At 72.8% G+C, this 16,902-nt stretch carries 13 protein-coding genes and 1 tRNA gene; 7 read left to right on the top strand and 7 right to left on the bottom strand.

Annotated elements, in window-relative coordinates:
• Positions 1-49: 49 nt before the first annotated feature.
• The 4 genes from ACIQ9P_RS24665 (at position 50) to ACIQ9P_RS24650 (ending at position 4,172) form a co-directional block, all read left to right on the top strand.
• Complete coding sequence (locus tag ACIQ9P_RS24665) at positions 50-691, top strand: hypothetical protein (RefSeq protein WP_402359994.1); 642 nt, start codon at positions 50-52, stop codon at positions 689-691.
• Positions 692-891: 200 nt separating this feature from the next.
• Positions 892-2,082 carry a low temperature requirement protein A gene (locus ACIQ9P_RS24660; RefSeq protein WP_402359991.1) on the top strand — a complete coding sequence of 397 codons (1,191 nt, stop codon included), beginning with the start codon at positions 892-894 and terminating at the stop codon, positions 2,080-2,082.
• 102 nt (positions 2,083-2,184) lie between these two features.
• A complete protein-coding gene (locus ACIQ9P_RS24655; protein WP_402359988.1) occupies positions 2,185-2,913 on the top strand; it encodes a uracil-DNA glycosylase in 729 nt (242 codons plus the stop codon).
• 356 nt (positions 2,914-3,269) lie between these two features.
• Positions 3,270-4,172 carry a glycoside hydrolase family 6 protein gene (locus ACIQ9P_RS24650; RefSeq protein ID WP_402359985.1) on the top strand — a complete coding sequence of 301 codons (903 nt, stop codon included), beginning with the start codon at positions 3,270-3,272 and terminating at the stop codon, positions 4,170-4,172.
• A 26-nt stretch (positions 4,173-4,198) separates the two neighbouring features.
• Here ACIQ9P_RS24650 and ACIQ9P_RS24645 read toward each other — a convergent pair whose 3' ends face one another.
• Together ACIQ9P_RS24645 and ACIQ9P_RS24640 are read right to left on the bottom strand one after the other, a co-directional pair.
• On the bottom strand, positions 4,199-5,482 hold the full coding sequence (locus tag ACIQ9P_RS24645) for a hypothetical protein (RefSeq protein WP_402359982.1): 1,284 nt from the start codon (positions 5,480-5,482) through the stop codon (positions 4,199-4,201).
• Positions 5,483-5,724: 242 nt separating this feature from the next.
• On the bottom strand, positions 5,725-6,321 hold the full coding sequence (locus ACIQ9P_RS24640) for a DedA family protein (protein ID WP_402359979.1): 597 nt from the start codon (positions 6,319-6,321) through the stop codon (positions 5,725-5,727).
• Between the two features lie 653 nt (positions 6,322-6,974).
• Between ACIQ9P_RS24640 and ACIQ9P_RS24635 the strand changes: the two genes are divergently transcribed.
• On the top strand, positions 6,975-8,090 hold the full coding sequence (locus ACIQ9P_RS24635; protein ID WP_402359976.1) for an LLM class flavin-dependent oxidoreductase: 1,116 nt from the start codon (positions 6,975-6,977) through the stop codon (positions 8,088-8,090).
• A 95-nt stretch (positions 8,091-8,185) separates the two neighbouring features.
• Here the strand turns inward: ACIQ9P_RS24635 and ACIQ9P_RS24630 are convergent, their stop codons facing one another.
• Entirely contained in the window at positions 8,186-10,348 is a 2,163-nt protein-coding gene (locus tag ACIQ9P_RS24630; protein WP_402359973.1) for a putative bifunctional diguanylate cyclase/phosphodiesterase, read from the bottom strand.
• Positions 10,349-10,741: 393 nt separating this feature from the next.
• Complete coding sequence (locus ACIQ9P_RS24625; protein WP_402359970.1) at positions 10,742-11,167, bottom strand: OsmC family protein; 426 nt, start codon at positions 11,165-11,167, stop codon at positions 10,742-10,744.
• A 332-nt stretch (positions 11,168-11,499) separates the two neighbouring features.
• On the opposite strand from ACIQ9P_RS24625, the gene ACIQ9P_RS24620 reads away from it, so the two are divergent.
• Both ACIQ9P_RS24620 and lepB read left to right on the top strand, forming a co-directional pair.
• Positions 11,500-11,862, top strand: a complete 363-nt coding sequence (locus ACIQ9P_RS24620) for a chorismate mutase (RefSeq protein ID WP_030394177.1) — start codon at positions 11,500-11,502, stop codon at positions 11,860-11,862.
• A 180-nt stretch (positions 11,863-12,042) separates the two neighbouring features.
• Positions 12,043-12,840, top strand: coding sequence for a signal peptidase I (gene lepB / locus ACIQ9P_RS24615; RefSeq protein WP_402359967.1), 798 nt, complete (start codon positions 12,043-12,045; stop codon positions 12,838-12,840).
• A 37-nt stretch (positions 12,841-12,877) separates the two neighbouring features.
• Here lepB and ACIQ9P_RS24610 read toward each other — a convergent pair whose 3' ends face one another.
• From ACIQ9P_RS24610 to ACIQ9P_RS24600, 3 genes are all read right to left on the bottom strand, one after another.
• Positions 12,878-14,008 (bottom strand): EamA family transporter, encoded by a 1,131-nt coding sequence (locus ACIQ9P_RS24610; RefSeq protein WP_402359964.1) that lies wholly within the window; start codon positions 14,006-14,008, stop codon positions 12,878-12,880.
• Between the two features lie 85 nt (positions 14,009-14,093).
• The gene (locus tag ACIQ9P_RS24605; RefSeq protein WP_402359961.1) at positions 14,094-16,550 is read right to left on the bottom strand and encodes a transglycosylase domain-containing protein; all 2,457 of its coding nucleotides are present in this window, start codon (positions 16,548-16,550) and stop codon (positions 14,094-14,096) included.
• A 268-nt stretch (positions 16,551-16,818) separates the two neighbouring features.
• Positions 16,819-16,892 (bottom strand) — tRNA-Lys (locus ACIQ9P_RS24600).
• Positions 16,893-16,902 lie beyond the last annotated feature (10 nt).

The raw sequence follows: 16,902 nt of genomic DNA, 5'->3' as shown, positions 1-16,902 counted from the left end.
GAGGATGTGGTTGTAGAGTCGAGGTCGTTCGGAGTGCCTGGAGGCTGTCATGGAATATCTCGACGGATCGCCGTACGAGTACAGGAGTTTCCCGCTTCCGATGATTTCCATTGGATGGCTCGGGCGCGCGCAGGGGCTGCAGAGCGAAGGTTCGGAGCCGTTGGCGGCTGCCGAATTTGACGTCCTGAAGCGTCTCTCGGTGCGGCCTGGAAGCGTGACGCTTGGAGTGCATGAATGTGAGCTCTGCCCAGAAGGGGAGGAGTTCGAAGGGAATGGCGAATACAGATACTATTTTGACGACGGAAATGTCTACTCTGCCCCGGTGATGATCCTGCATTATGTGGAGGATCATGGATACTCTCCGCCGCGACCGTTTGTCGATTGCTTGCGACGTTCAACCCCTCTTCGGTGGGACTGGCGGGCCGAACGTCTTGCAGATCTTCTGCTGGATGAATCGGCTGATTTCGACTTCCGCTGCGAAGCTGTCATCGATCTTCCGAAGTGGCGGGACTCCAGGGTTGTTTCTGCCGTGAAGGCTGCGGGGCTGGATGAGATCCTGGCGGACTCGGCCGGCGATGAAATCGGCCGATCGCTCGGAATCCTAGCCCGATCCGGGCTGATGGAACCGGCCGATCTTGAAGGTTATTCAGATTTCGTCCAGTTCGGAATTCGAGAGGTGCTCGGAGGCTAGTTCTCCAGTCGCTCTTGGAATGCGGCGGATGTGGTAGCCCGTGCGACGGCCCGACGTGTCAGATGAGGCTCGGGTTGAGTATGTCGATTGCGCATCGCGGACCTCATCGTGTTGATTTGACCTCCGACTGCTGTTGCGGGCCCCGCCCCGGCTGATGGCCGGGGCGGGGCCCGTTCGTTGTGTGCGTCGGGGAGGACGTCATGGGGGACACGGGGGAAGCGGTGCGGGAGTTGCCGGAGAAGCGGGTGACCTGGGCGGAGCTGTACTTCGACCTGATCTTCGTGTTCGCCATCACGCAGGTGTCGGGGCTGTTGCACCATCGCCACGATCCGGTCGGGATCGCGCAGGCGCTGGTGGTGTTCGTGCCGGTGTACTGGTGCTGGGTCGGTACCACCGTGCAGGCGAACATCCGCGATGTGGACACCGCGCGGGACCGGTTGGGCATTCTGGCCGTCGGGTTCACCGGGTTGGTGATGGCGCTGGCCGTACCCGGCGCGTACGGGAGCCGGGGGGTGCTGCTCGGGGCCGGGTACTGGGCGGCGCGGGTGGTGCTGCTGCTCCTGCTGGTGCGGATCCCGGGGGTCTGGCGCGGGCCGTACGGGGTGGGGGTGCTGGTCAGCGGGCCGCTGCTGGTGGCGGGCGGGTTGCTGCCGGAGGGGCCGCGGGTGCTGCTCTGGGCGCTGGCGGCCCTCTGCGACCTGGCCGGGCCGGTGGTGTTCCGCAACAAGCTGGCGAAGGTCGCCTACCACCCCTCGCACATGCCGGAGCGGTTCGCCCTGTTCCTGCTGGTGGCGCTCGGGGAGTCGATCGTCGGGATCGGCGCGAGCGCGGCGGCGGTTCGCCTGGACGCGGCCGAACTCGTCGCCGTCTCGGCCGCGTTCACCATCTCGGCCGGGCTCTGGTGGCAGTACTTCGTGTTCGCGGCCGATGCCATGCGGCACGCCGTCACCGTCGCCGACTCGCGCCGGGACATGGTCCGCCGGGTCTTCCAGTACGGGCACCTGGCGCTGGCCGCCTCGGTGATCGCGGTGGCGGTGGGCTTCGGCGAGACGGTGGCCGATCCCCGCCGGTCGCTGGGGGCGGCCTCGGTGGGGTTGCTGTACGGCGGGTGCGGACTGTATCTGCTGACCTTCGGCTACACGCGGTGGATGATGTTCCGCTCGGTGGCGACCACCCGGGTCGTGGCGGCGGCGGTGGTGCTGGCGCTCGCCCCGGCGATGGTGCGCTGGCCCGCGCTCGCCGCGCTGGTGACGCTCGCGGTGGTGCTGGTGGTGCTGAACGCGTTCGAGCACGTGTGGGTGGCCCGGGCCGCGGCCGCGGCGGCCGAGGAGGTGGCCCGGGAACCGGCCGGAGAAGCCGTCGGGGCCCCGGTTGTCGGTGGGCCTGTGTAGCGTTCGGGGTGAAAGAGGGCGTACGGCGCGAGGGGCGCGATATGCCCGCAGGTCGGGGCGGTGCCGCGGTGAGCGGCCGTCCGGTGGGAGGTAGATGTCGTCGTGACGGACACGGTCGAGGCGAACGTGGGCGGGGCGGAATCGGGAGCCGGTCTGGAGCTGCCGGAGTCCTGGCGGGAGGTGTTGGGCACCGAGACGGAGAAGCCGTACTTCGCCGAGTTGGCGGCCTTCGTGGCGGCCGAGCGCGCGGAGCAGCAGGTCTTCCCGCCGAGCGGGCAGGAGTTCTCCGCGCTGGAGGCCACGCCGTACGAGAAGGTCCGGGTGCTCGTACTCGGCCAGGACCCGTACCACGACGACGGTCAGGCCCACGGGATGAGCTTCTCGGTGCTTCCCGGCACCAGGACGCCGCCCTCGCTGCGCAACATCTTCAAGGAGCTGGACGCCGACCTCGGCGTTCCGGCGCCGGACAACGGCTACCTGATGCCCTGGGCCGAGCAGGGCGTGCTGCTGCTCAACGCGGTGCTCACGGTCCGGGCGCACGAGGCCAATTCGCACAAGGCCAAGGGCTGGGAGAAGTTCACCGACGCGGTGATCAAGGCGGTGAGCGCGCGCGAGGAGCCGGTGGTCTTCGTGCTCTGGGGCAACTACGCGAAGAAGAAGCTCCCGCTGATCGACACCGAGAAGCACGTGGTGGTGCAGGGGGCGCACCCGTCGCCGCTGTCCGCCAAGCTGTTCTTCGGCAGCCGCCCGTTCTCGCAGATCAACACCGCGCTGGAGGGCTTCGGGGTCGACCCGATCGACTGGCGGATCCCGGACCTCAAGCAGGCCTGAGCCGAGCCCCGCGGAGGCGCCCGGTACCGGCACTCTCCTGATGGGCCGTCTCCTCGCCGCGGGCCGCCCGCCGTTCACCTTCCGGTGGGCGGCGGGTGGTGCCCGGTGTGCGAAGCTGGGGCCGGACCTGGTCACCGGACCGGGGCTGGGAGGGGCGGTACGTGCGCCGAGTTGGGCGAGGGGCTGGATTCCGGGCGGCCGTGGGGGCGGCTCTGCTGGGGCTCGTGGCGGGGGCCGCGGGCTGCGCCGGGGGGAGTCCGGCGGGAGCGGGAGCATCGGTCGCGCGGACGCCTGCGGCACCCGCGCCGGTCGCGCCCGGCGCCGTTCCGGGGGGAGCGAGCGGGTCCGGGGGGCCGGTGCCCGGAGGGCTGCCGCAGCTCCCCGGCCAGACCTTCTACGTCTCCGACCAGACCGCCGCCGCCCGCCAGGTGACCGCGCTGCGCGGCCAGGGCCGGACGGCGGAGGCGGACACCCTGCTGCGGATCGCCGCCCGGCCGTCCTCGCAGTGGCTGACCGACCAGGCCGCCCGCGGCACCGCCGAGCAGGTGAGCCGCCGCGCGGCCGAGGCCGACCGGACGCCGGTCTTCGTCGCCTACAACATCCCGCACCGGGACTGCGGCCTCTACTCGGCCGGCGGCGCCACCGACGCGGCCGCGTACCGGGCCTGGGTCACCGGGCTCGCGGAGGCGCTCGGTGACCGCCGGGCCTGGGTGGTGCTGGAGCCCGACGCGGTCGCGCACACCCTGGACGCCTGCGGGGTCAAGGGCGACGCCGCCGCCGAGCGTTACGGTCTGCTGGCCTTCGCCGTGCAGGAGTTGAAGAAGCGTCCGCGGGTGCGGGTCTACCTGGACGCGGGCAACCCCGGCTGGGTGCAGGACCGGGCCGGGTTGGCCGAGGCCCTGCGCAGGTCGGGGGTCGGGGCGGCCGACGGCTTCGCGCTGAACGTCTCCAACTTCTACCCCACCGACCGCACCACCGGCTACGGGGCCCAGCTGTCCGCCCTGCTGGACGGCAAGGGCTTCGTCGTCGACACCAGCCGCAACGGCAACGGCCCGCTGAGCGCGGAGGCGTGGTGCAACCCGCCCGGCCGGGCGCTCGGCACTCCGCCCACGGCGGAGACCGGGCAGCCCGGGGTGGACGCCTTCCTGTGGATCAAGAACCCGGGGGAGTCGGACGGCGAGTGCGGCCGGGGCGAGCCCCGGGCGGGCGAGTTCTGGCTCCCGTACGCGCTGGGCCTGGCCACGGCCGCCACCGGGTAGCCCCGCTGGGGCCCTGGCGGCGGCTCCTAGCCGGCGGTGCCGAGGAAGGACTCCCAGCCGCCGGCCGGCGCCTGCCCCACGTTGAGGGTGCGCAGCTTGCGGAGGGTGGACTGGTCCTGGACCTCAAGCCACTCGACGAGCTGCTTGAACGAGACCAGCCGGACCTCGGGCTTGCCCGCGACGGTCTTGAGGGTCTCCTCGACGGCGTCCATGTAGATGCCGCCGTTCCACTGCTCGAAGTGGTTGCCGATGAAGAACGGCGCCCGGTTGCCGTTGTAGGCGCGGTCGAAGCCGGCCAGGTAGGAGTCCCTGGCCTGGGTGCGCCAGTCGTTGAACTTGGCCGGGTCGCCGTTGGTGACCTTCGACTGGTTGGCCAGGATGTTGTAGTCCATGGAGAGCACCTGGAAGGTGTGCCCGGGGAACGGGATGCTCTGCAGCGGGAGGTCCCAGACCTTGCCGTCCTGCACCTTCTGGGGCCAGATCTGCTGGCCGCCCGAGGAGCTGGCGTCGTACTTCCAGCCGAGGGCGGCGGCCGTCGGCAGCAGGGCCTTCTGCCCTTCCAGGCAGGGGGTGCGGCCGCCGATCAGTTCCTTCTTGTAGTCGAAGGGGAGCGGGTCGACGTCGGTGAAGCCGGTGTTGGTCCGCCACTGGGTGACGAAGCCGACGGCCTGGTCTATCTCGCTCTGCCAGTCCTCGGGGGTCCACTTGTTGACGCCGTTGCCGTCCGGGCGGGTCGAGCAGAAGTGGCCGTTGAAGTGGGTGCCTATCTCGTGGCCGGCCAGCCATGCCTGGCTGACGAGCTTGATCGTGTTCTTGACCGCGCCGTCCGAAAGGTAGGGGATGTCGGAGGCGCCGACCGAGTGCTTCGGCGGCTGGTACAGCTCGGACCTGCCCTTGGGCAGGGCGTAGATGCCGGAGAGGAAGAAGGTCATCGAAGCCTTGTGTTCCTCGGCGAGCTTGAGGAACCGGGGGAACTGGGCGTCCTCGGTCGCGCCGGCGCCGTCCCAGGAGAACACCACGAACTGCGGGGGGCGCTCACCGGGCTTGAGCTTCTCCGGCTTGGGCTGGTTCGGCTGCGGGCCGGTGTCGGAGGTGGAGCCGTCGCCGATCGGCTTGCCCTTGGTCGGGGTGCCGCTCGGGGTGCCGGTTCCGGTGCTCACCCCGCCGGTGGTGGGGACGGGAGCGGGGCCGGAGCTGGAACCGGAGGCGGCGGTCGGGCCCGAGCCGCCCCCGGAGCAGGCCGTCACCGCTCCGAGGGCCGCGGTCGCGGCGGTGGCTGTGAGCACGGTCCTGCGCGAGATGCTGCCCATCGTCTCCCCTGGGGTCGTCCGGACCGGGTGGTGGCCGTGGCCGTGCCCGCATCAGTCATATCGGACAATTGATTGATTATCCGTCGTTAGGATTGCACGCGGACGCACGGGTCACCAAGGAGCCGGGAACCGGGGCCGCCGACCATGAACACGCTCGGTACGCCTGTACGGGATGCGAAGAAATGTCTTCTGTTGCCGTCCTGTGACGCTTCGCCCGATTCGAGGGGCGTGCCGTCGCGGCGTCAGCCGAGCGAGAGCCGGCGGTTGCGGCGCACGATCCGCGCGATGGCGGTGCTCACCGCGGTGGCGGCCGTGCAGGAGACCGCGAGGCTCAGCCAGGCGGTGTCGAACCAGTGGCTGTTCAGCCAGCCCAGGGTCACGATGTAGGCCGCCCAGATCATCGCGGCCAGCGCCGACCAGCGCAGGAAGCGGTGGGGGTGCTCGGGGGAGTGGCCGATGGCCAGATCGAGGATGGTCCGCCCGGCGGGCACGAAGCGGGCGACCACGACCATGGCGGCCGCCGCCCGGGTGGTCCGTCCGTCCAGGGCCTGCTGGACCCGGGCCACGCTGGCCGCGAGCTTCGGGCGGTGTTCCAGCCGCCGGTTGACCATGGGGGCGCCGCGACGGGCCAGCTGGAGCAGCAGCAGATCGCCGAGGAAGGAGGCGGTCGCCACGCCCAGCCCGAGCATCAGCGGCGCGCCGTCTATCTGCGCCGTCTTGAGCACGGCGAGGATGACGAGCGTCCCGCTCGGGATGAAGGGGAGGAAGGCGTCACCGAGGACGGCGCAGAGTGCCAGGGCGCAGATCCACGAGGATCCGGCCAGTGTCGCGATGTCCATGTGCTTCCTCCCTCCAGGCTGCCCGGAGGAGCAGTGGTTGCAAGGGACAACGCTAGCGCCTCGACTTTTCATGCCATGAAGCACCCCGGCTGTGCGGCGGCTCACAGCCGGGGCCGTACCACCCGGCCCGGCCGGAGGTACGACCGCGCGTACCGTCCGGCCCCGGAATGGCACGAGCCCCCGGGGCGGGGTGCCGCTCCGGGGGCTCGCGGGGATCGGTCGGCGCTGGTCCAGCCCGACGACCTTGCTGGTGAGGAGGATCCGGTTGGGTGACCCGCCTGGATCCCAGCCTGCCGGAAGCCGGACACCGGCCGCGAGCCCTGCGGCTGGCGAATTCCCGCGCTGGCGTGAAGTCGCCACGGGTGTTCGTCCGCTACCTCTGCGTCAACCTCCGCCCGTTCCCCCGGGGCCCCGGACGACGGACGGGACGGGCGTTCGCGAACGGGTCGGACGGGACACGGCCGGTGCGGGGGCGGGACGCGGCCGGACGGCACGGGGCGGGGAACAGGGGGCGGGGGTCACGGCGGGGAACAAGGGGGACCGCGGCCGGGGTTGACCACTGTCGGCACCGGCGGCGGCACCGACCGCCCCAGTGGCCGGCACCGGTGCACCCACCGGCGGACGGAATTTCCACGGCCAGGAGGACGGACGGCATGACGACCGAGGACAGGCGGGCGGAGCAGCGGGCCGACGGGAGCGCGGCACCCGCCGCGGACGCGGTCCGGGGCACGGCCCGGGGAACGGCGCCGGCCCCGCTGTCGATTCTCGACCTGGCCACCGTCGGGGTCGGCCACACGCCCGCGGAGGCGCTCGCCGCGACCACGGCCCTCGCCCGCAGCGCCGAGGAGTGGGGCTACCACCGCTTCTGGGTGGCGGAGCACCACGGCATGCCCGGTGTCGCCAGCTCCACCCCGGCCGTCCTGCTGGCCCACCTCGGGGCCCACACCACCAGCCTGCGGCTCGGCTCGGGCGGCGTGATGCTGCCCAACCACGCCCCGCTGGCGATCGCCGAGCAGTTCGGCCTGCTCGAAGCGCTCCACCCCGGCCGGATCGACCTCGGCCTCGGCCGGGCCCCCGGCACCGACGCCGCCACCGCCCGGGCACTGCGCCGGGGTCTCGGCGAGGGCGCCGACGACTTCCCCCGCCAGCTCGCGGAGCTGACCCACTTCCTCGACGGCAGCTTCCCGGCCGAGCACGCCTACTCCCGGCTGACCGCCGTCCCGAAGGGCGAGGGGCGGCCGCCGGTCTGGCTGCTCGGCTCCTCCGGCTTCAGCGCCCAGCTGGCCGGCCGGCTCGGGTTGCCGTTCGCCTTCGCGCACCACTTCAGCAGCGTCAACACCCTCCCGGCGCTCGACCTCTACCGCTCGGAGTTCCGACCGTCGGCCGTCCTCGACGAGCCGTACGCGCTGATCGGGGTGGGCGCGGTCGCCGCCGACGACCGGGCCGCCGCCCGCCGTCTCGCCCGTTCCGCGGCCCTCGGCATGCTCCGGCTGCGCCGTGGCAACCCGGGCCCGATCCCCACGCCGGAGGAGGCCGAGTCCTACCCGTACAGCCCGGCGGAGGCCGACTTCATCGACGAGTGGCTCGGCAATGTCGTGCTGGGCTCGCCGGGCGAGGTGGCCGACGGGCTGGAGGCGCTGCGCAAGCGGACGGGGGTGGACGAGCTGATGGTGACCTCGCACATCCACGGCCACGAGGCGCGGCTGCGGTCCTACGGGCTGATCGCCGAGGCGTACGGCCTGACCGGGGCCCGGCCCGAGGCCGACTGACCCCCGGTCCCGGTCCCTGTCCCTGTCCCTGTCCCGGTCCTGGTCCCGGTCTCCGGCCCTCGGCCCCTTCCCGGGGCGGGGGCCGGAGGCAGTCCCTAGCCTTCCCCGCCCTGGTCCTCCCCGCCCTCCCGGCCGTCCCGGCTGTCGCGGAGTATCGCCGCGACCAGCTCGGCCTCGCCCGGGCGGGCGAAGTACCAGCCCTGGGCGGTGTCGCAGCCGGTGAGCCGCAGTCGTTCGGCCTGCGCGGCGCTCTCGATGCCCTCGGCGGTCACGGTCAGGCCGAGGGTGTGGGCCAGCTGCACCATCGCGCCGACGATCTGCTCGTCGGCGTCGCTGCGCCGGGCGCCGGACTCGGGGAGTTCCGCCCGGGAGCCGGTCGGGGAGGGGTCGCGGAAGCCCTCGATGAAGGTGCCGTCCAGTTTCAGGACGTGCACCGGGAGCCGGGAGAGGTAGGCGAGGTTCGAGTAGCCCGTCCCGAAGTCGTCGATCGCGATCCGGACGCCCATGTCGGCGAGCGCCTGGAGCGCCTGGAGCGGGCGCCCGCCGGGGCCGAGCAGCGCGCTCTCGGTGATCTCCAGCTGCAGCAGCCGGGCCGGCAGTCCGGTGCGTTCGAGGGCCTGGGCGACATCGGCGACCACGTCGGAGTCCCAGATCTGGCGGGCGGCCAGATTGACGCTCACGAAGGTCTCGGTCTCGGGGAACTCGGTGAGCCAGCGCCGGGCCTGGCGGCAGGACTCCTCCAGCACCCACTTGCCGAGCGGCACGATCGCCCCGGACTCCTCGGCGAGCGGGATGAAGCGGTCCGGCGAGAGGGTCCCGTAGCGGGGGTGGCGCCAGCGGACCAGGGCTTCGGCGCCGTGCACGGCGCCGTCGGCGAGGCCGACCAGCGGCTGGTACTCGATGGTGAACTCCCCGCGCTCCAGGGCCGGCCGCAGGGCGGTGGCGAGCAACTGGCGGGTGAGCTGGTGGGCGCCCCGGTCGGGGTCGTAGAGGGTCCACCGGGCCCGGCCGTCGGCCTTGGACCAGTACAGCGTGGCGTCGGCGTCCTTGACCAGGTCGGTGGGGGTGGTCTCGTGCACGGAGCGCTCGACCACGCCGACGCTGGCGGTGACCACCAGGCGGTGGCCGGCCACGTCGAACGGGCGTTCCAGGGCTTCGAGGATCCGGGCGGCCAGCTCGGTCAGCTGGTCGCTGCCCCGGCTGTCGGTCACCAGGACGGCGAACTCGTCCCCGCCCATCCGCGCCACCAGCCGGGTGCCGTGCGCGGAGAAGCCGCGGCGCAGCCGGGTGGCCACGGCGATCAGCAACTGGTCGCCGATGTGGTGGCCGAGGGTCTCGTTGATCGCGGCGAACCCGTCGAGGTCCAGGTAGCAGACGCCGACCCGGGGGCCGTCCGCCGTGTCCCCGGGCCCGTCCCCGGCCGACGGCGGGGGCGTCGTCGACCGGTCGGCGGTGAGGCAGGCGGCGTCGAGGCGTTCGAAGAAGTACGTCCGGTTGGGCAGCCGGGTCAGCGGGTCGTGCAGGGCCTGGTACTCCAGCCGGTCGCCGAGCCGGCGCTGCTCGGTGATGTCCTCGACCAGCGCGAGCGTGTAGAGCGGACCGCCCTCGGCGTCCCGGATCAGCGAGACGGTCACCTTGCTCCAGACCGTTCGGCCCTCGCGGTGCTTGAGCTGCTTCTCGACCCGGAGCCGGTCGTGCTCGCCGTTGACGAGGGCCGGGAAGAGCCGGTGCGGCATGCCCTCGGGATCGACGATCTCGTGGATGTGGATCCGCGCCAGTTCGCCGACGGTGCGTCCGGTGAGCGTGGCGAAGGCGGGGTTGACCTCGATGATCCGGTCCTCGGGGTCGATCAGGGCCATGCCGATACCGGCGTCCCAGAAGGCGGCCCGGAGCCGGGCCTCGCTCACCCGCAGGGCGGCCAGCTGCCGGTCGCCGCCCTGGGGGGCGGCCGGTCCCCGGTCCGGGGCCGCGCCGTCGGGGCCGTCGTCGGCCGTCCGGTGGGCGTCGTCGGAGAGCGGCCGCGCGCAGGTCGGGCAGAGCGGGCCGCCGCCGGTCGCGTGGGCAAGGTCGGCCAGGCCGGCCAGGCCCTCCAGAACGGCCTGGGCAGTGGAGCCGGTGCCGGTCGCGCCGCTGTTCGCGCCGCCGTTCGCGCCGCCGACGGGATGGAGGGCCGGTGGTGGGAGGCGGTGGTGCGCCCGTGGCTCCTCGCGCCGTACGCCGGGGTGATGAGCGTCGGCCCCCTCGTTCTGGCCCGGCACGGCATGCTCCCGTCCGCTGCTGACGCTTGACGCTGGTCCGGCCGGTCACCCGACTGCGGCGGCCGGCTCCGCACCCTGCCGGGGCTCCTGGGGACGGGCGGCGCGGCGGAACGCTCGGGACGGAGCGGGCCGGGCCGAAGCCCGCCTGAGGAACCGTGAGAACAGGGTGCTGCGGCCGATCATAGGACGCGATGGCAACGCGCGGTGACCGCCGCCAGGGTGATTCGTCGGCTTTGGGGGCAAGTGCGGCGATACATGCGGACGCCCCCGGTACACATCACATGATGTGCGCCGAGGGCGTGTGCTCCGGAAGTGCGCCCTCGGGCCCCGGCGGAGCGCCGAACGCGCGCCCCATCGGGGCCGAGGAACAGGAGGAGCGGGTGGACCGGACGGTCAGGCGAGCTCGGCCGTGAGGGTGATGGTGGTGCCGGTCAGGGCCTGGCTCACCGGGCAGTTCGCCTTGGCGTCCTCGGCGGCGGCCACGAAGCCGGCCTCGTCCAGCCCGGGCACCTCACCGGTGACGGTGAGGTGGATGCCGGTGATGCCGGTGCCCGGCTGGAAGGTCACGTCGGCCTTGGTGTCGAGCTTGGTGGGCGGGGTGCCCGCGCCCGTCAGGCCGTGCGAGAGAGCCATCGAGAAGCAGGCGGAGTGCGCGGCCGCGATGAGCTCCTCCGGGCTGGTCAGCCCGTTCGGCGCCTCGGCCCGGGCCGGCCAGGACACCGGGAACTCGCCGATGCCGGACGACGCGAACGTCACCTGGCCCTTGCCGTCGACCAGGTTGCCTTCCCAAGCCGTGTGGGCGGTGCGGGTGGTTGCCACGATCGGTACCTCCATAGAATGAGGAACTGCTGGTTCGTCACGTCCGGTCATGCCGCGCCCAGCCTACGTGCAGGTCGGGGGCCCGCCACAAGTAGCGCCTCGGCCCGCCGAGTCCGAAAATCCCTCGGCCGCCCGCGCCGGCCCGGCCTCCTGCGGGCGGGCCCCGGCAGCTCGGAGCGCTGTCCGGCGGTCGGTCCGTGTGCCGTCCATATCCTGGACCGATCGGCCAAATGGTGCGGGCCCGCGTCGGGCGCCCTGTTAGATTTGCCCGGGCCCGGGCCCGGCCGCCGGACGGCCGGGCGCAAGACCGAGAGAGCCGCGGAGCCGCCCCGATGACGGACCACCCCACGACCCCCGACGCCGGACTGCCCGAGGGGGTCGACGACGCCGTGCGGGCCGAGCTGACCAGCCTGCGCGAGAGCATCGACAACATCGACGCCGCGGTGGTCCACATGCTGGCCGAGCGCTTCAAGGCGACCCAGCGGGTCGGCCGGCTCAAGGCCGAGCACAAGCTCCCCCCGGCCGATCCGGCCCGCGAGCGGGCCCAGATCAAGCGGCTGCGCGAGTTGGCCGCCGGCGCGCACCTGGACCCGGTGTTCGCGGAGAAGTTCCTCAACTTCATCATCGCCGAGGTCATCCGCCACCACGAGGCCATCGCGAGCGACACCGTGACCGGCGGGAACGACGCCGTCTGACGGCCCGCGCGGCCCGCGGCCCCGACCGGGGGCCGGAGCCGCGGGCCGGGGAAGGGCCGGGCCCCGGGGAGAGGTCGGGCCCGGAGGGATGTCGGGCGCGGGTAAACGCCCGATTTCGCCAGGATCCCCGGTTGGCGTAGCGTGCAGGTTCCCCCGCAGCCGGAGAGTGGAGCAGCGACGATGGCGGTGAACCTGCCTGATACGCACGGCGGCGATGCCGGGGCCGGGGCCGCGGCCCCGGGTGCCCCGGTCGGGGGCCGGGCCGACGCCCGACGGGCGCGCCGGGCCGCCGAGGGGCGCCGGAGCAGGTCGCCGAAGAAGGGCCGGTCGGGGCGCCGGCCGCGGCCGTGGTGGATCGAGATCCCGGCCATGGCGGCGGTGGGCCTGGTGGTCGCGCTGCTGATCAAGACCTGTCTGTTCCAGGTGTTCACCATCCCCTCCGGTTCGATGGAGAACACCCTGCGGATCGGCGACCGGGTCGGCGTCAACAAGCTCGCCCCGCTGACCGGCTGGAAGCCCGAGCCGGGTCAGCCGGTGGTGTTCAAGGACCCGGGGGGCTGGCTGCCGCCGCAGACGACCGACGGGAATCCGCTCACCGACGCGCTGGGCTCGGCGCTCTCCTTCGTCGGCCTGGTGCCGCCGAAGGACGACAACTACCTGGTCAAGCGGGTGATCGCGACAGGCGGGCAGACCGTGCAGTGCTCGGGCAGCACGCTGACGGTCGACGGCGCCAAGGTCGACGAGCCGTACCTCCACCCCGGGGACGACTCCTGCGCCGGCCTGGACTTCGGCCCGGTGACGGTGCCGCAGGGCCATGTCTGGGTCGAGGGCGACCACCGCAGCGACTCCGCCGACTCCCGGTACCACCAGCGCGGTCCGGGCGGGGGCGCCGTGCCGGTGGACAACGTGGTCGGTCCGGTGTCGGCGGTGGTGTGGCCGCTCGGCCACCTCGACTGGTTCGGCTGGGTCGGCCGCTGATCCGGCCGGGGACCGGCTCCGGTCCCCGGTGTTCCGGTCACCGCTCCCGGCCGCGCTCCTTCTCCAGCTGCTCGCCGGCCCCGGCGGCCCGCGCGAGCCGTTCACCGAGTGCGGTCGCGCCCGCCGGAACCGCCGCGAGGCCCGCGTCCGGCCCGGTCCGTACGTTCTTCCCGCCGGTCCCGGACCCGTCCGCGGCTCCCGGGGGGCCCGCGGCTCCCACCGTCTCCGGGGCGGCGGGCTTGCTCGCCTGGGCCGCGAAGGCGCCGGCCAGCACCAGCAGACCGCCGGTCACCTGCGGCAGGCCGAGGTGCTCGCCGAGCAGGACCCAGGCCAGCACGGTCGCCACGACCGCCTCCAGATTGGCCACCACGCCGGCGACCGGCGGCGACAGGTGGCGGACGGCGACGACGCCGGTCAGATAGGCGAGCACGGTCGCGACCAGGACCATCCACGCGGCCGGGATCAGCGCCGGCAGGGTGTGCCCGTTCATCACCACGTCCCCGCCGAGCCGGCCCCAGTCCGCCTGCCAGGGGCGGGTGAGGGCGGTGAGCACGACCGAGCCGATCAGCAGACCGAACGCGCTGACGGCGATCGGGTCGACGGGGCGCTCGCCCCGGCTCCCGGCGTCGGCGAGCACGAAGTAACCGACCTGGCAGCAGGCGGCGCCGAGCGCGAACAGCACCCCGAGCAGGTCGAAGCTCAGTCCGTTCCACACCTCGACCACGCAGGCGAGTCCGGCGACCGCGACGCCGGCGCCGATCGCGGCGCCCCGGCTGATCGGCCGCCGCTGCACGAACCGGACGTAGCCGATGAGCAGCGGCGGGCCGAGGTACTCGATCAGGAGGGCGACGCCGACCGGAATCCGTGAGATGGCGGCGAAGTAGCACGCCTGGACACCGGCGACGGCGAGCAGGCCGAAGCCGATCAGCAGGCCGGGCCGCCGCAGCACGGCCGCGCGGTGGCGGTAGGCCAGCGGCAGCAGGACGACGGCGGCGCCGGTCACCCGTAGCCAGACCACGTGCAGGGGCGACAGCCCGGCTTCGATCAGCGGTTTGGCCGCGGTGCCGGAACCGCCGAAGGCGACCGCGGAGACGAGGGCGAGGGTGAGACCGAGGGTCCGGCCGGAGGAGCGGTCGGAGCGGCCGAGCGGGGACTTCGAGCTGTGCACCGACGAATTGTGACAGTAGGACCGCAATTCCGGTAAGGGGTCATTTCGTTATTCGGTCCTGCACGTCACTCGGAGTGAGGTCCCGCTACTGGCCGGAGCCGGTCCCGGTGCCCGTATCCGTTCCGGTGCCGCCGCCGGACCCGGTGCCGGACCCCGTGCCCGAGCCGGTCCCCGAGCCGCCGGTGCCCCCGGTCGGCTGCGGTGCCGTGGTCGGCGTGGTGGTCGGCGCCGGGGTCCTGGTCGGTCTGCCGGTCGGCTGCGGCGTCACCGGCTGGGTCGGGGTGCTGGTCGCCCCGCCGGTGCCGGAGCCGCCGGTGCCCCCGGTCGGCTGCGGTGCCGTGGTCGCCCCGGTGCTCGGTGCGGTGGTGGGCTCGGAACCGGCACCCGATCCACCGGAACCGCCCGATCCGCCCTGGCCGGCCTGCGGCGACGGTCCGCCGGACGGCGTCGCCGACCCGTCCGGTGCGGCCGGTGCGGAGCTCGCGCCGCCCGAGGGGCTGGGCGAGGCACCGGCCCCGGAGGAGCCCCAGCCGCCGCGCCCCGAGTCCTCGGCGCCCGAGGGCGCGGGGAAGTCGGAGACCGGCTGGCCCTTGAGCGCCGCCTTCATGTACGCGGTCCAGATCTGCGCCGGGTACTGCCCGCCCGCCGCGCCGTCGAGTCCGCCGGTGCCGCTCAGGCTGACCTGCGCGCCGGTGCCCGGGTCCTGGCCGAACAGCGCGACCGAGGTGACCAGCTCCGGGGTGTAGCCGACGAACCAGACCGACTTGTGCTCGTCGGTGGTGCCGGTCTTGCCCGCCGCCGGCCGGCCCAGCGCCTTGGCCCGCCAGCCGGTGCCGCCCTGGTCGGCCACCACACCCTGGAGCATCGAGGTGACCTGGCGCGCGGTCTGCTCGCCGACCGCCTGGGTGGTCTTGTGGGCGGGCAGCGCGACCGGCTCGCCCTCGCGGTCCACCGACTGCACCAGCCACGGGGTGATCTGCTTGCCGCCGTTGTCCAGGGTGGCGTACACCCCGGCCATGTCGAGCACGCTGGGGGTCGAGGTGCCCAGCGGGATCGACGGCACCGTTTCCAGGGACGGGGTGTTGCTGGGCAGGCCGAGCGCGATCGCGGTGTCCCGCACCTTCGCCAGCCCGGTGTCCTGGGCGAGCTGGGCGAAGGCCGAGTTCACCGACCAGTCGGTGGCCTGCTGGAGGGTGATCTGGCCGTAGCTCTTGTCGCCCTCGTTCGGCGGCGCGTACGGGGTGCCCTTCCCGCCGCGGACCTTGCGCTCGCTGGTGCCGTCGTAGACGGTGCGCGGCGTGACGGTCTGGCCGGACTGGGTCCTGGCGTTGTTCTCCAGCGCCGCCGCCAGGGCGATCGCCTTGAAGGTCGAGCCCGACTGGTAGTCCCGCCGGGTCGCGTTGTCGATGTAGTGCTTGGTGTAGTCGACCCCGCCGTAGAGGGCGACCACGGCCCCGGTCCTCGGGTCCACGGAGGCGGCGCCGGCCTGGACGGCGGCGTCCTTCTTGCGCTTGTCCGGGTTGAGGGTGTCGTGCAGCTGGGCCTGGACGGAGTCCTGGAGGGCCTGCTGGCGCGCCGGGTCGACGGTCAGCCTGATCGTGTAGCCGCCCTTGGCCAGCTCGGACTCGCCGATGATCTGGTTGGTGGTGAGGTACTCGGTCGCGGCGTTGACCAGGTAGCCGGCCTGGCCGGACAGTCCGAGCTGCGCCTGCGGGTCCTTGACCTCGGGGAAGGCGGTGGCGGTCCGCTCCTCGGCGGGCAGCCAGCCCTCCTTCACCATGCCGTCGAGCACGTAGTTCCAGCGGTTGACCGCGTTCTGCTTGCCCGCCGGGGTGGCGGTGGCCACGTCGTACGCGCTGGGGGCGTTCAGCAGGGTGGCCAGGTAGGCGCCCTGGGCGGCGTCGAGCTTGTCGGCGTCGACGCCGAAGTACTGCTGGGCGGCGGCCTGGACGCCGTACGCGCCGCGCCCGTAGTAGGAGGTGTTCAGGTAGCTGGAGAGGATCTCGTCCTTGGTCTCGGTGGCGTCCACCTTGATCGCTATGAAGAGTTCCTTCACCTTGCGGCTGACCGACTGCTCCTGGCTCAGGTAGGTGTTCTTCACGTACTGCTGGGTGATGGTGGAGCCGCCCTGGGTGGCCCCGCCCTTGGCGGTGTTGAGGGCGGCCCGGATCATCCCGGACACGTTGACGGCGCCCTCGTGGTAGAAGTTGCGGTCCTCGGCGGCCAGGGTCGCGTGCTGCGCGGCGGGGGAGACCTTGTCCAGCGCCACGTTCTGGCGGTTGGTCTGGCCGGTCCGGGCGAGCACCGAGCCGTCCTGGTAGAGCCAGGTGTTGCTCTGGGTGGTCGCGGCCGCGTGCGCGTCCGGCACCTTCACCAGGGCGATGCCGAGGGCGAACAGGCCGACCCCGAGCAGGACCGAGGCCACCAGGCCCACCAGGGTCGTCCGCCAGGTCGGTATCAGCCGGCGCCAGCCGGTGCGCCGGGGCCGTCGGACCTTGGTCTTCCGGGTGCGCTGCGCGCCGCTCAGGGCGTTACGGGACAAAGCGGCGGCCTTTCCTGCGGGCGGACGACGGGGAGGGATTCCCGGGGCGGGGCGGCGGCACGTACGGCCGTGCCGGCCCGCGCGGACGGGACCGTCGGCGGTCGGGGACCTTTGTCCCTTTTCCGGTGTACAGCCCAGAACGCGCCGAAGGTACCGGTTGGCTCCACCGTGACGGGAAGCGAGACCGACATCACACACAAATCGGGCGTCAATGGGCAGCGAAAAGCCGGAGAGCCCCTCGTGTGAACGAGAGGCTCCCCGGTGTCTGTGCGCCGCCAGGGACTCGAACCCCGGACCCGCTGATTAAGAGTCAGCTGCTCTAACCAACTGAGCTAGCGGCGCCTGCTGACGA

The sequence above is a fragment of the Kitasatospora sp. NPDC094019 genome (assembly GCF_044764505.1).
In the GTDB taxonomy this organism is placed as follows: Bacteria; Actinomycetota; Actinomycetes; order Streptomycetales; family Streptomycetaceae; genus Kitasatospora.
The sequence above is the reverse complement of the archived record's forward strand: the minus strand, read 5'-3'. Positions and strand labels throughout refer to the sequence as shown.